Consider the following 14,799-nt stretch of genomic DNA (forward strand, 5'->3'; position numbering starts at 1 on the left):
CGGGAGAGGGTACGGGCGAAGCGCAGCGTCGCGCGCTGGCCGAACCCTCTCCCCCAGCCCCTTTCCCGCAAGCGGGCGAGGGGAGTTCGATCAAGGAGACGTGGAATGTTCGGCTACTACCTCGACCTCGCGCTGCGCAGCCTGAAGCGCAACCGCGTGCTCACCCTGCTGATGGTGCTGGCCATCGCGGTTGGCATCGGCGCCAGCATGACCACGCTGACGGTGGTGCATCTGCTGTCGGGCGACCCGATGCCCGGCAAGAGTGGCGTGCTGTTTTTCCCGCAGGTGGATCCGGAGAACCCCGTCGTGGGGGGAAGCACCGAGCCGCGTCCGGCGATGGATTACCGCTCCGCCATGGACCTGTGGGGCGCGCATCGCGCCGACCGCCAGGCGATCATCACCAGCAGTACCGTGAAAGTGCGTCTGCCGGACAGCGGCCAGCCGCCGTTGATGCCGAGCATGCTTTCTACCTCGGCGGATTTCTTCCCGATGTTCGACGTGCCGTTCCAGTACGGCTCCGGCTGGAGCGCCGACGACGACGCGCACCATGCACGCGTGGCGGTGATTTCGGCCGACCTCAACCAGAAACTGTTTGGCGGCGCCAACAGTGTGGGTCGCATCCTGCGCGTGCGCGATGCCGACCTGCGCATTGTCGGTGTGCTCAAGCCATGGCGCCCCGCGCCGCTGTTCTATGACCCGTGGAGCCAGAATTTCAGCAAGTCGGAAGATGTTTTCGCGCCCTTCACGACCAGCCTTGAGGTCAACAAGGGCAACTTCCAGGCCTACACCTGCTGGCATGTGCCGAAAACGCTGGGCGATCTGCAGAACGCCGATTGCGTGTGGGTGTGGCTGTGGGTGGAGCTGGACAGCCCGGCCAAGGTTCGTGACTACGCGCGTTTCCTGGACGATTACGCGAACACGCAGAAGTCGCTGGGCCGCTTCGCCGTGGGCAGTGAGCATGCGCGGCTGCGCGACCTTATGACCTGGCTGACCTTCCATGGCCAGGTGCCCGGCGACGTGCGCCTACAGGCCTGGCTGGCGTCGGCCTTCCTGGTCATCTGCCTGTTCAACGCGGTGGGCTTGCTACTGGCGAAGTTCCTGCGCCGCAGCAGCGAGATCGGCGTGCGCCGTGCGCTGGGCGCCACCCGCAGCGCGATCTTCGCGCAGTGCCTGGTCGAAGCAGGCCTGATCGGCCTACTCGGCGGCTTCTTCGGCTGGCTGCTGACCTTGGTCGGGCTGTGGCTGGTGCGACAGCAACCGGTGGATTACGCCCATCTTGCACACCTGGACACCGCCATGTTCCTCGTCACGTTCGTGCTGGCGGTCGGTGCCAGCGTGCTCGCCGGGCTGATACCAGCGCTACGCGCCAGCCGCGTGGTTCCCGGCTGGCAACTCAAGGCACTGTGAGGAGGCCGACCATGCAGATCAAACCGATACTCGCGGCGCTGCGCCGCCATCGTCTGGCCACCTTGCTGATCGCGGTGGAAATCGCGCTGGCCTGCGCCGTGTTGTGTAACGCCTGCTTCCTGGTTGCGCAGCGCTGGGCGATGATCCAGATCAACAGCGGTGTCGACGAGAACTCCTTGGCTGTGTTGACAGTCAACGGCTTCGACCCGAGCCAGGCCGCCGATGTGAACGCGCGCATGCTGACTGGCTTGCGGGCCATTCCGGGCGTGCAGTCGGCCACCCTCATCAGCGAAGTGCCGTTCGGACCGCAAACGGGTGCGGCAGGCGTCACGCATGAGCCGAGCGATTTCAAGAATCTGATCGGTGTAGTGGATTTCGTGCTGGCCGGACCGGGCACGTTCAAGGCATTGGGCCTGAAGCTGGTCGAGGGACGCCTCCCACAGCCCGACGACTATCAGCCCGCCACCAGTTTCCTCCCCAACGATGCACAGGTCCTGGTGACGCGCCAGTGGGCGGAACATGCATGGCCGGGCGAGAATCCGCTGGGCAAGGACTTCTGGTGCGACAAGATGCACTTTCGCGTCTTGGGCGTGGTGGACCACTACGCGCGCGCGCAGCCTGGTCAATACCATCCGGGGCAGGGAGAGTGGACGGTGTTCACGCCGGCCGTGCCAGGCGGCTCGCTGTCAGGCACCTACCTGCTGCGGGCCAGGCCGCAGGATGTCCAACGTGTGCTGCAGACAGCGCGTGCCGCCGTGCAGAAGATCGCCCCCGACGTGGTGTTGGACCAGGACAACAGCAAGACCTTGAGCGACCTGCGCGCTAACTACTTCAAGACCGATCGCATCATGATCGGCCTGCTGCTCGGCGTGGTCGTCCTCATGCTTGGCGTCACCGCACTGGGCATCGTGGGCCTCACCAGTTTCTGGGTGGCGCAGCGGCGCAAGCAGATCGGCATCCGCCGCGCGATCGGCGCCACGCGCGGCGACATCCTGCGCTATTTCCAGACCGAGAACTTCCTGATCGTCACGTTCGGCATCGCGCTGGGGATGCTGCTGGCCTTCGTGCTCAACGCGGTGCTGATGAAGTTCTACGAGCTGCCGCATTTGCCTTTGTATTACCTGCCGCTGGGCGCGCTGGCGCTGTGGGGGCTGGGTCAGGTCGCGGTGCTCGGCCCGGCGTTGCGCGCGGCCGCCGTGCCGCCCGTGGTGGCGACCAGGAGTGTGTGAACGCTTTTCCCTCGCTCGCTTGCGGACGCGTAAAAAGGTGTCGAGGAGCGAGGGAAAGGGTCCGAGGGAGTAGGGCTGGCTGCAATGCCGCGAACGCCCTCTCACTCAGTTCCTCTCCCGCAAGCGGGAGAGGGGCAAGACGGGGCCTCTCCCGCAAGCGGAAGAGGAGAGTTCGATCAAAAGGGGCACGGGATGTTCGGCTATTACCTCGACCTGGCATGGCACAGCCTGCGCCGCAACAAGGTGCTGACGGCGCTGATGGTGCTGGCCATCGCGGTGGGCATCGGGGCGGCCATGACCACGTTCACGGTGTTGCACGTGCTTTCCGGCGATCCGCTGCCCGGCAAGAGCGCCCATCTGTACTACCCCCAGGTCGATCCGCAGGATGCCCGCGGAATGATGCCGGGCAAGCTGCCTCCGGAGCAGGTGACCCTGGTCGACGGCATGAACCTGTTGCATGCGAAGCGGGCGGACCGGCAGGCGCTGATGGCGGGCGGTGCGGTGCCGATCCAGCCGGATTCCTCGTCGCTCGATCCGTTCTACGTGGAAGCGCGCTACACCACGGCGGATTTCTTCGCGATGTTCGACGCGCCGTTCCTGCACGGCCAGGGCTGGACCGGCGCCGACGACGAGGCACATGCCCGCGACGCGGTGATCACCCGCCAGCTCAACGAGAAGCTGTTCAAGGGGGCAGACAGTGTCGGGCGTGCGTTGCGCATCAAGGGCACCACGTTCCGCATCGTCGGCGTGCTCGACCGCTGGAGCCCCAACCCGCATTTCTACGACCTCACCACTGGTGCGTACAACTATCACGAGCAGGTGTTCCTGCCGTTGCAGACCGCGCTGGAGCTGCATTTCGACAAGAACGGCTCCGATGACTGCTGGGGCAACGGCACCGGTGGCGTGGAAGGCGGCGCCTACCCCTCGGCGGCCTGCGTGTGGCTGCAGTTCTGGGTGGAACTGGACAGCCCGGCCAAGGCCGCGGCGTACCGGCTGTTCCTGATCCACTACTCGGAGGAACAGAAGACGCTGGGCCGCTTCGAGCGTGCCCCGAACGTGCAGCTGCGCAACTTGATGCAATGGCTGGACTACAACGGCGTGGTGCCGGGCGACGTGCGCCTGCAGGCGTGGCTGGCGTTCGGCTTCCTGCTGGTGTGCCTGGTCAACACCGTCGGCCTGATGCTGGCGAAGTTCCTGCGCCGCTCAGGCGAGCTGAGCGTGCGGCGCGCGCTGGGCGCGTCCAAGCGCGCGCTGTTCGCGCAGCTGCTGACCGAATCCGCGGTGATCGGTATCGCCGGCGGAAGCGGCGGCCTGCTGCTGGCCTTGTTCGGCCTGTGGATGGTCCGGCATCGCGCGTCCGACTACGCCGCGCTGGCGCACCTCGACCCCGCGATGCTGCTGCTCACCTTCGCGCTCGCGACCGGCGCCAGCCTGCTGGCCGGGATACTGCCCGCGTGGCGTGCGTGCAACGTTGCGCCGGCGCTGCAGCTCAAGAGCAACTGACATGGAACTGCGACCGATACTTGCCACGTTGCGCCGGCACAGGGTCATCCTCTGGCTGCTGATGCTGGAGATCGCGCTGAGCTGCGCCATCATCTGCAACGGCGTGTTCCTGGTGGCGCAGCGGCTGCAGCACATGGACATGCCCAGCGGCGTCGCGGAACACGAGGTGGTGCAGATCCAGCAGGCGCCGATCGCGCCGCTCCCGGACCGCTATGCGCGGGCGCAGGAAGATCTCGCCGCACTGCGGAAGATCCCCGGCGTGCAAGCCGTCGGCATGAGCAACCAGGTGCCGTTCGGTGGGAGTTCGTCGAACGGCAACGTGATGCTCTCGCCCACGCAGCCGCACCGGACCTTGAGCACGGCCACCTATTTCAGCGAAAACCTGGTGCCCACGCTCGGACTGCGCCTGGTGGCGGGGCGCGCGCTCAAGACAGACGATTACGTCGATGCGGACGTCGTGCTCAAGTCGCTCGCCGAAGGCAGCGACAAGGGCTTCCCGATGCCCACCGTCGTCAGCCAGGCGCTGGCTGAGCGTCTGTGGCCGCGGCAAAGCGCGTTGGGCCAGTTGATCTGGCTGACACCCACCGCGAGTTTCCGCGTGGTGGGCGTGGTGGCGACGCTGGCGCGCGCGAATGCCTACGACACGGCCACTGCGCAGTATTCGATGATCATTCCGCTGCACATGGGGGCCGCCAAGGACCAGAGCTACCTGCTGCGCACCCGGCCGCAGGACCGGCAGCGCGTGCTTGCCGCGGCGGCTGCGGCGCTGAAACGCGCCGATCCCACGCGCGTGATCACGCATACGCGTACCTACGACCAGATCCGCAGCGACTACTTCAGGGACGACCACGCGATGGCGGGCATGCTGGTCAGCGTGATCCTGGCGGTGTTGCTGGTGACCGGGCTTGGCATCGTGGGGCTGGCCAGCTTCTGGGTCGCGCAGCGGCGCCGGCAGATCGGCATCCGTCGTGCGCTGGGCGCCCGGCGCGCCGACATCCTGCATTACTTCCAGACCGAGAATTTCCTGATCGTCACGTTCGGCATCGGACTGGGCATGGCGCTGGCCTACGCCATCAACCTGTTCCTGATGCTGCATTACGAATTGCCGCGGTTGCCGGGCATCTACTTCCCGGTCGGTGCGCTGGTGCTGTGGGCCATCGGCCAGCTCGCCGTGCTCGGCCCGGCGCTGCGCGCCGCGGCGGTGCCCCCGGTGGTGGCGACGCGTTCGGTGTAGGAGCGCACCTTGTGCGCGAATGCTTTTGCTTCGATCAATGCCGCAGCGATCGCGCACAGAGTGCGCTCCTACGGGAAAAACGCAAGGAGTGACGCATGTTCGGCTACTACTTTGATCTGGCCTTCCGCAGCCTCAGGCGCAACAAGATGCTCACCGCGCTGATGGTGCTGGCGATCGCGCTGGGCATCGGTGCCTCGATGACCACGCTCACGGTGCTGCACGTGCTCTCCGGCGATCCGCTGCCGGGGCGCAGCAACACGCTGTACTACCCGCAGATCGATCCGCGCGACAGCCTAGGTTACGTGCCCGGCAAGTCACGGCCGACGGACCAGATGACCTGGGTCGACGGCATGAACCTGCTGCAGGCCAATCGCGCCGACCGACAGGCGCTGATGACCGGCGGCAGCGTGTCGGTGCAGCCAGACAACAGCACGCTCGATCCGTTCTTCGAGGTGGCGCGCTACACCACCAACGGCTTCTTCCCGATGTTCGGCGTGCCGTTCGCCTATGGCCATGCCTGGGACGCCGCGGACGACGAGGCGCACGCCCGCGTCGCGGTGATCAGCAGCCGGTTCAATACCCGGCTGTTTGGCGGTGGCGACAGCACCGGCAAGACGCTGCGGCTGGATGGCGTGGCTTTCCGCATCGTCGGCGTGATCGGCGACTGGAACCCCAACCCGCAGTTCTACGACCTCAACCGCAAGAGTTACAACGAGAATGAAGGTGTGTTCGTGCCGCTGTCGACCTCGCAGGATCTGGGCATGTCCCACGACGGCGGCATGAATTGCTGGGGCAACGGCGGCGGCGGGGACACGCCCGACCACAACGCGCCCTGCGTGTGGCTGCAGTTCTGGGTGCAGCTGGACAGTCCGGCGAAGGCGGCCGCGTACAAGGCCTTCCTCGTCCATTACTCGGAGGAGCAGAAGGCGCTGGGGCGTTTCCAACGGCCGCCGAACGTGCAGCTGCGCAACGTAATGCAGTGGCTGGACTACAACCAGGTGGTTCCCGACGACGTGCGCCTGCAGACCGGGTTGGCCTTCGGCTTCCTGCTGGTGTGCCTGGTGAACACGGTGGGCCTAATGCTGGCGAAGTTCCTGCGCCGTGCCGGCGAACTGGGCGTGCGCCGCGCGCTCGGCGCCTCGCGGCGCGCGCTGTTCGCGCAGTTGCTGGTGGAGTCCGGCGTGGTCGGCCTGGTCGGCGGCACCGGCGGCCTGCTGCTCGCGATGGCCGGCCTGTGGCTGGTGCGCCGGCAGCCGGCGGAATACGCGCCCCTGGCGCACCTGGACCTCGCGATGCTGCTCGCCACCTTCCTGCTGGCGCTGGTTGCAAGCCTGCTGGCCGGCCTGCTGCCTGCATGGCGCGCCTGCCAGGTAGCGCCTGCCCTCCAATTGAAGAGCAACTGACATGGAACTGTGGCCCATCCTCTCGACCCTGCGGCGACACAAGATCACCGCGTGGCTGCTGATCCTGGAGATCGCGCTGACCTGCGCCATCGTGTGCAACGCGGTGTTCCTGATCGGCCAGCGCCTGCAGCAGATGAATCTGCCCAGCGGCATCGCCGAACACGAGCTGGTGCAGATCAAGCTCGGCCACATCGGCAAGACCCCGGACGCCATAGCGCAGTCGCTGACTGACCTGGCCGCGTTGCGGCAGATCCCCGGGGTGGAGCAGGCGACGGCGATAAACCAGCTTCCCTTCAGCGACGGCGGCTCGTCCAACAGCGGCATCCGGCTGAGCCCGGACCAGCAGCAAGACACGCTCGAGGTCGCGACGTTCTACGGCGAGGGCGTGCTGCCGACGCTGGGGCTGCGCTTGCTGGAAGGGCGCGACTTCCAGCACGACGACTACGCTGATTTTGAGACTGTCATCGCCGACCTGCACGACGGCAACCTGAAGGACCTACCTTCGACCATCATCGTCACCCGCGCGCTGGCCGAGCGGTTGTGGCCAGGCAAGGACGCGCTCGGCCAGACGCTCTACGTCGGCAAGGGCCTGCCGTTCCGGGTCGTTGGCGTGGTGGCCGACCTGGCGCGGCCGAACAACCTGAACCTGGGCGCGGACTACAGCACGGTGTGGCCGATACGCATGACGGTGGCCGACGGCTCCGGCTACGTCCTCCGCACCGCGCCGCAGGATCGCGACGCGGTACTCAAGGCCGCCGTGGCGAAGCTCAAGCAGCTCGACCCCAACCGCGTGGTGCTGGTGAAGCGCACCTACGACGAGGCGCGCCACGCGTTCTTCGCGAACGACCGGGCGATGGCCGGCATCCTGGTGGGCGTGATCGCGGCCTTGCTCACGGTGACCGCGCTGGGCATCGTCGGCCTGGCCAGTTTCTGGGTGGCGCAGCGGCGCCGCACCATCGGTGTGCGCCGTGCATTGGGCGCGACGCGCGGTGACATCCTGCGCTACTTCCAGACCGAGAACTTCCTGCTCGCCACGTTCGGCATCGTACTCGGCATGGCGCTGGCCTACGGCATCAACCTGTTCCTGATGCTGCATTACGAATTGCCGCGGTTGCCGGGCATCTACTTCCCGGTCGGTGCGCTGGTGCTGTGGGCCATCGGCCAGCTCGCCGTGCTCGGCCCCGCGCTGCGCGCGGCGGCGGTGCCGCCGGTGGTGGCGACGCGTTCGGTGTAGGAGCGCACCCTGTGCGCGAATGCTTTTGCTTCGATCAATGCCGCAGCGATCGCGCACAGGGTGCGCTCCTACGGGCAAAACGCAAGGAGTGACGAATGTTCGGCTACTACCTCGACCTGGCCCTGCGCAGCCTGAAGCGCAACAAGGTGCTCACCGCGCTGATGGTGCTGGCGCTGGCGCTGGGTATCGGCGCGACGATCACCACGTTGACGGTGCTCAGGCTGCTGTCGGGCGACCCGATTCCGCAGAAGAGCGCGCAGCTGTTCTATCCGCAGCTGGATCCCTATCCGGCTAACCAGCCGTTCTCGCGCAGCGGGAAGCGGATGCCGTACCTGATGAGTTATGTCGACGCCATGAACCTGGTCCGGGCGCACAAGGCGGAGCGGCAGGCGGCGATGGCCATGTCACAGGTCAAGCTGACGCCGCCAGCGGGTGCCGGCAAGCCGTTCTATGCGCAGGGTGTGCTGGCGACGGCCGACTTCTTCCCGATGTTCGACGTGCCGTTCCGGTACGGCTCCGGCTGGTCCGCGGCGGACGACGACAGCCGCGCGCAGGTGGCGGTGATCGCGGGCGACCTCAATGACAGGTTGTTTGGCGGCGCGAACAGCGTGGGGCGGATGATCCGCATCGAGGATCACGACTTCCGCATCATCGGCGTGCTGCGCGCGTGGGCGCCACAACCGCGGTTCTACGCGGTGCACCTGGGAGGACGCAGCTACGGCAAGGGCGATGCGGTGTTCGTGCCGCTTCAGGGTGCGCGCGCCGACGGCCTGATGCCGAGCACGATGATGGGCTACGGCAAGTCGATCGACGTCGAGCATCTGGAAACGGCTCCGGCGATCTGGCTTGGCTTGTGGGTGCAGTTGCCGGATGCCGCCCATGTCGCGGCCTACAAGTCGTTCCTTAGCAATTATGCGAAGGAACAGGTGGCATTGGGCAGGTTCCAGAAATCCCACATGGCCTTGTCGGGCCTGATGGCATGGATGCGCAGCGAACATGTGGTGCCCGAGGACGTGCGCCTGCAGACGGGTCTTGCGTTCGGCTTCCTCCTGATATGCGTGGTGAACACGGTGGGTCTGCTGCTGGCCAAGTGCCTGCGCCGTTCGCGCGAGATCGGCGTGCGTCGTGCACTGGGCGCGTCGCGCGGCGCGATCTTCGCGCAGTTCATGGTCGAGGCCGGCATCGTGGGCGTGGCCGGCGGCGTGCTGGGCCTGGTGTTCGCCGAACTGGGGCTGTGGGGCATACGCCACCAGCCGGCGCAGTATGCCGACCTGGCCCGCCTTGACCTGACGATGTTCCTGTTCACCTTCTTGGTGGCATTGGTCGCCAGCCTGGTCGCCGGCCTGCTGCCCGCGTGGCGTGCCTGCGCGGTGGCTCCTGCGCCACAACTGAAAAACGTCTGAGGAGGATGCTCGTGGAAATTCGTCCGATTATCGCCAGCCTGCGCCGCCATCGCATCCCTGCCGTGCTGATCGTGCTGGAGATCGCGCTGGCCTGCGCCGTGCTGTGCAACGCGGTGTTCATGATCGGCCAGCGCATGGCGGACATCCACTGGTCGAACGGCATCGACGAGCGCGGCCTCTCGGTCGTTACGGTGAACGGCACCGAGCCCGGGCGTGCCGCCAGCGACATCCCGCGTGACCTGGCCGCGCTGCGGGGCATCGCCGGCGTCACGGCGGTGTCGGTCGTGACCAGCATGCCGCTGGACCAGAATCCGGCGCTGACCGGGTTCACCGCCACGCCGGACGGCAAAACCACAGTGAACACCTCGGTGTATTTCCTCGGCAGCGGCGGCGAGCAGGCGCTGGGGCTGCACCTGCTGCAGGGGCGCTTCTTCAACGCCGACGAGTACGCGGACAGCGGCCTGAAGAATTTCCAGTCCACCAGTCACGTCCTGCTGGTCACGCAAACCGATGCGCAGCGGCTGTGGCCCGGCCAACCTGCGCCGGGCAAGACGCTGTACGCCAACGGCGAAAGCTGGACGGTGGTCGGCGTGGTCAGCGACGTGCTGGCACAGGATCCCAAGTTCAGCGGCCCCGGGGGGCGGTATTCCAGCGTGTTCTACCCGTCGCGTCCCGACGACATGATGGGCGACTACGTGCTGCGCAGCGCTCCGCAGGATCGCGACCGCGTCGTGCGCGAAGCGGTGCAGGTGCTGGGCCGGCTGGAGCCGGGGGCGGTGGTGGAAGGCAAGACCTACGCGCAGATGCGCTCCGACTACTTCGCCGACACCAGCAGCATGGTGTGGATGCTGGTGCTGGTATGCGTGGTGATGCTCGCGGTGACCGCGTTCGGCATCGTCGGCCTCACCAGTTTCTGGGTAGGGCAACGGCGCCGGCAGATCGGCATCCGCCGTGCGGTGGGCGCTACCCGCGGCCACATCATGCAGTACTTCCAGACCGAGAACTTCCTGCTCAGCACCGCCGGTGTGGTGCTCGGCCTGGTGCTGGCCTTCAGCATCAACCTGTACCTGATGAGCCACTACGCGACGGACCGCATGCCCTGGTACTACCTGCCGGTCAGCGCCGTCGCGTTGTGGCTGCTCGGCCAGCTCGCCGTGCTTGGCCCAGCGCTGCGCGCCGCGGCGGTGCCGCCGGTGGTGGCGACACGGAGCGTATGAGGTTTTCCCTCTCCCGCATGCGGGAGAGGGTGCCCCGGATGGGGCGAGAGAGGGCGGCGGCGGAGCGTGGCGTTGCACGCCGGCGACGGCCCCTCTCCCCCAACTCCTTTCCTGCGCGCGGGAGAAGGGGCACGGCATGGCCTTTCCCGCCAGCGGGCGAGGGGAGTTCAATCATGGAGAGATGGAATGTTCGGCTATTACCTCGATCTTGCACTGCGCAGCCTCAGGCGCACGCCTGTCCTCACCAGCCTGATGGTGCTGGCGATGGGGCTGGGCATCGGCGCGTCGATGACAATGCTGACCGTGCTGCACGTGATGACGGACGATCCGCTGCCGGCGCGCAGCGCCCATCTGTACACGCCTCATCTCAATCCGTTGCCGCTCAAGGGCAACTTTTTCGCCAATGGTCATGACCCCTCCGATCATCTTACTTGGCCAGATGCGATGGCCCTGCTCAATGCACATCGCGCACAACGGCAGGCGGCGATGGCTGCGGGTTATTTGTTGGTACGTCCATGTGCAGACAGACATCCGTTTTACGTGGGTGGCCGCTACACCACGGCGGGTTTCTTCGCCATGTTCGGCGTGCCATTCGAGCATGGCAGCAGTTGGAGTGCGGCGGACGATATGGCCAGCGCGCACGTGGTGGTGCTGGCCGATTCGCTGGCGCGCAGGCTGTTCGGCAACGCCGACGCCATCGGCAAGATCGTCAGGATGGGCGAGAACGATCTTCGCGTGATCGGCGTCACCACCGACTGGCAACCGTCACCGTTGTTTTATGCCGACAGCCGGGCCAAGCGGTATAGCGCTCGCGATCTGTTCTTCCTGCCGCTGTCCACGGCGGTGGACTTGAGCTTGAACACCGATGGCAGCGAGGATAGTTGGGGAAAGATGCCCAATGGCGACATGCGCAGTGCGACTACCACGTGGCTGCAGTTCTGGGTGCAACTGGATACGCCAGCGCAAGCGGCGGCATATAAGCAATTCCTGATCGACTATTCCGCGCAACAGAAATTGCTGGGCCGATTCCAGCGTCCGGCGACCGATGCCACGTTGTACAGCCTGATGGGCTGGCTGGTGCATGAGAACCTCGTGCCTGGCGACGTGCGGCTGCAAACGTGGCTGGCATTCGGTTTTCTGTTCGTGTGCATGGTGAACATCGTGGCCTTGCTGCTGGCGAAATTCCTGCGTCGCAGTGGCGAGATCAGCGTGCGCCGTGCCCTGGGTGCACGGCGTCGCGACATCTTCGCGCAGTTCGGCATCGAGTCGGCCGTCATTGGCGTGGCCGGCGGCGTGCTGGGTGTACTGATCGCGGAACTAGGTTTGTGGAGCGTGCGGCATCGGCCCGACGACTACGCCCGCATCGCACACATGAATACGTCGATGTTGCTGGTGACCTTGGTGCTGGCGGTCTTCGCCAGCGTGCTGGCAGGCCTGCTGCCGGCGTGGCGTGCTTGCCACGTGCAACCGGCCCTGCAACTCAAGGCATCGTGAGGTGACGGCCATGCAGATCAAGCCCATCCTCTCCACCCTGCGTCACCACAGGCTCACGAGCACTCTGCTGGTGCTGCAAGTGGCCCTCACCTGCGCCATCGTCTGCAATGTGGCTTTCATGATCGCCAATCGCATTGCGGATGTTTCGATGCAGACCGGCATTGCCGAAAGCGAGCTGTCTGCGATCCAGAGTGTCGGCACTGATCCCAAGCAGAACGCACAGGCGCTGCACAACACCGATCTTGCGGCATTGCGTGCGATCCCAGGTGTGGAATCCGTCGCGGCGCTGAGCAGTGCATTGCCGCTGAACAACAACGATTCGTTTGGCCCCGCATGCCCCGACCGACAGGCGTTCGAGCAGGCGATGCGCACGTCCTCGTTGTTCAAGGGCGGCGATTGCCCACTGTCCAGTTTTTACGATGGCACGCCGGGGCTGCTCCACACGCTGGGACTGCAACTGGTGGCAGGGCGTGACTTCCTTCCCGACGAATACACGACAAAAGACAATCCGTCCGTCGTGATCGTCAGTCGTGCGTTGGCCGACAAGCTTTATCCGGGGCAGGACGCACTTGGCAAGGTGATGATCATGGGCGGGAATCCCTTGCAGGTGATTGGCGTCGTCGCCACGCTGGCGCGCCCGGAGCTGCATAGCATGGGAGATGGTTACTACAGCGTGATCACGCCGCAGTTTCCCGACAGCAATAGCGGAATCTACGTGCTGCGCAGCGCGCCGCAGGATCGAGAGCGCGTGCTCAAGGCCGCAGAGGCGGCGCTGTTCAAGGTCGATCCCACCCGTGTCATCGACCCGGATCAGGTGCAGACGTACACGCAAATCCGTGACGCCTACTTCCAGCGCGACACCACCATGATCGACCTGCTGATCGCCTCCGCGCTGGGCCTGCTGTTCGTCACCGCGCTTGGCATCGCCGGGCTGGCCAATTTCTGGGTGCAGCAGCGCACACGCAGCATCGGCATTCGCCGCGCCATCGGCGCCACCCGCGGCGACATCCTGCGCTACTTCCATACCGAGAACTTCCTGATCGTGACTGCCGGCATCGTGCTGGGCACGCTGCTTGCGGTTGTGCTGAACCTGCTGCTGATGACCCACTACGAACTGCCACGCCTGCCGTTGTGGTACCTGCCGATCGGCGCACTGGCGCTGTGGGGGCTGGGCCAGCTTTCGGTGCTGTCGCCAGCACTACGCGGCGCGGCCGTACCACCGGTGGTGGCGGCGCGGAGCGTGTGATGCGGACAAGTTTTCCTATACGTAGGCCGATGGTCATGGCAACCTTTTCGACTGGAGCGGCATCCATGTCCGCATGTGCAGAGCCAAGATGACGCGAACCGTACTGATCATCGACGACAACCCGGCCGTGGGCGAGGCGCTGTCGCTGCTGCTGTCGCTGCATGACATCCGCCCGCTGGTGGCGCTGAACCAGGCCGAGGGCCTGGCCGCGCTGGAGCGCGAGCGGGTGGACGTGGTGATCCAGGACATGAACTTCACCGCCGACACCACCTCGGGCGAGGAGGGCGTGGAGCTGTTCCGCGCGATCCGCGAGCGGCACCCCGACCTGCCGGTGATCCTGCTCACCGCGTGGACGCACCTGGAGACCGCGGTGGAACTGGTGAAGGCCGGCGCCGCCGACTATCTCGCCAAGCCCTGGGACGACCACAAGCTGCTGGCCACGGTGGAGAACCTGCTGGAGCTCTCCGAATCCACCCGCGAGGTGAGCCGTGCCCGGCGCGAGCGCCGCCGCCGCCGCGAGGTGCTGCAGAGCACCTACGATCTGGACGGTCTGGTGTTCGCCTCCGAGGCGATGGCACGCACGCTGGAGCTGGCCTGCCAGGTGGCGCGCGCCGAGGTGCCGATCCTGATCACCGGACCGAACGGTGCGGGCAAGGAGCGCATCGCGGCGATCGTGCACGCGAACTCGCTGGTGAAGAAGGGCCCGTTCGTGGCGGTGAACTGCGGTGCGCTGCCGGGGGAGCTGATCGAGGCCGAGCTGTTCGGCGCCGACGCCGGCGCCTACACCGGCGCGAACAAGGCACGCGAGGGCCGCTTCGAGCTGGCCGACGGCGGCACGTTGTTCCTCGACGAGATCGGCAACCTGCCGCTGCCGGGCCAGATGAAGCTGCTGCGCGTGCTGGAAACCGGCCAGTTCGAGCGCCTCGGCTCCGGCAAGACGCGGCATGCCAAGGTACGCGTATTGAGCGCGACCAACGCCGACCTCAAGGCGATGATCCGCGCCGGTACGTTCCGCGAAGATCTCTATTACCGCCTCAACGTGATCGAGGTGAACCTGCCGCCGCTGGCCGAGCGCGTTGACGATGTGCTGCCGCTGGCCGAGCATTTCCTCGCCGACCGCGCCACGCTGGGCGACGCCGCGCGCGAAGCGCTGCTGGCCTATCCGTGGCCGGGCAACGTGCGCGAGCTGAAGAACGCGATCGAACGTGCCGCGCTGCTGGCCGGCGGCAAGCCGATCACGCCGGAGCTGCTCAACCTGCCGCAGGTCGCCCCGGCGGTGGCGCGCAACCTCGACGAGCCCAGCCGCGAGGCGGTCGAGGGCGCACTGCACCAGGCGGAGGGCGTGGTGAGCCGCGCCGCGCAAGTGCTGGGCCTGTCGCGCCAGGCGCTGTACCGGCGCATGGAACGCTACGGGCTGACGGCATAGTTA

The 14,799-nt window shown here is 66.3% G+C and carries 11 protein-coding genes; all 11 read left to right on the forward strand.

Features of this window, described 5'->3' with window-relative positions; all coding sequences use genetic code 11:
* Nucleotides 1-105 precede the first annotated feature (105 nt).
* Entirely contained in the window at nt 106-1,407 is a 1,302-nt protein-coding gene (locus AC2EWF_RS00995; protein ID WP_483637489.1) for an ABC transporter permease, read from the forward strand.
* Between the two features lie 11 nt (nt 1,408-1,418).
* The gene (locus AC2EWF_RS01000; RefSeq protein WP_483637490.1) at nt 1,419-2,636 is read left to right on the forward strand and encodes an ABC transporter permease; all 1,218 of its coding nucleotides are present in this window, start codon (nt 1,419-1,421) and stop codon (nt 2,634-2,636) included.
* A gap of 192 nt (nt 2,637-2,828) precedes the next feature.
* Nucleotides 2,829-4,139 carry an ABC transporter permease gene (locus AC2EWF_RS01005; protein ID WP_483637491.1) on the forward strand — a complete coding sequence of 437 codons (1,311 nt, stop codon included), beginning with the start codon at nt 2,829-2,831 and terminating at the stop codon, nt 4,137-4,139.
* A gap of 1 nt (nt 4,140) precedes the next feature.
* On the forward strand, nt 4,141-5,373 hold the full coding sequence (locus tag AC2EWF_RS01010) for an ABC transporter permease (RefSeq protein WP_483637492.1): 1,233 nt from the start codon (nt 4,141-4,143) through the stop codon (nt 5,371-5,373).
* 95 nt (nt 5,374-5,468) lie between these two features.
* On the forward strand, nt 5,469-6,776 hold the full coding sequence (locus tag AC2EWF_RS01015; protein ID WP_483637493.1) for an ABC transporter permease: 1,308 nt from the start codon (nt 5,469-5,471) through the stop codon (nt 6,774-6,776).
* Between the two features lies 1 nt (nt 6,777).
* Nucleotides 6,778-8,010: an ABC transporter permease gene (locus AC2EWF_RS01020; RefSeq protein WP_483637494.1), complete on the forward strand. Its 1,233-nt coding sequence runs from the start codon at nt 6,778-6,780 to the stop codon at nt 8,008-8,010.
* 95 nt (nt 8,011-8,105) lie between these two features.
* Nucleotides 8,106-9,413, forward strand: coding sequence for an ABC transporter permease (locus tag AC2EWF_RS01025; RefSeq protein ID WP_483637495.1), 1,308 nt, complete (start codon nt 8,106-8,108; stop codon nt 9,411-9,413).
* Nucleotides 9,414-9,418: 5 nt separating this feature from the next.
* A complete protein-coding gene (locus tag AC2EWF_RS01030; RefSeq protein ID WP_483637496.1) occupies nt 9,419-10,630 on the forward strand; it encodes an ABC transporter permease in 1,212 nt (403 codons plus the stop codon).
* Between the two features lie 186 nt (nt 10,631-10,816).
* Nucleotides 10,817-12,124: an ABC transporter permease gene (locus AC2EWF_RS01035; protein ID WP_483637497.1), complete on the forward strand. Its 1,308-nt coding sequence runs from the start codon at nt 10,817-10,819 to the stop codon at nt 12,122-12,124.
* A 10-nt stretch (nt 12,125-12,134) separates the two neighbouring features.
* Entirely contained in the window at nt 12,135-13,370 is a 1,236-nt protein-coding gene (locus tag AC2EWF_RS01040) for an ABC transporter permease (protein WP_483637498.1), read from the forward strand.
* Between the two features lie 88 nt (nt 13,371-13,458).
* Nucleotides 13,459-14,796, forward strand: a complete 1,338-nt coding sequence (locus tag AC2EWF_RS01045; RefSeq protein WP_483637499.1) for a sigma-54-dependent transcriptional regulator — start codon at nt 13,459-13,461, stop codon at nt 14,794-14,796.
* Nucleotides 14,797-14,799 lie beyond the last annotated feature (3 nt).

The sequence above is a fragment of the Rhodanobacter sp. sgz306013 genome (assembly GCF_057031145.1).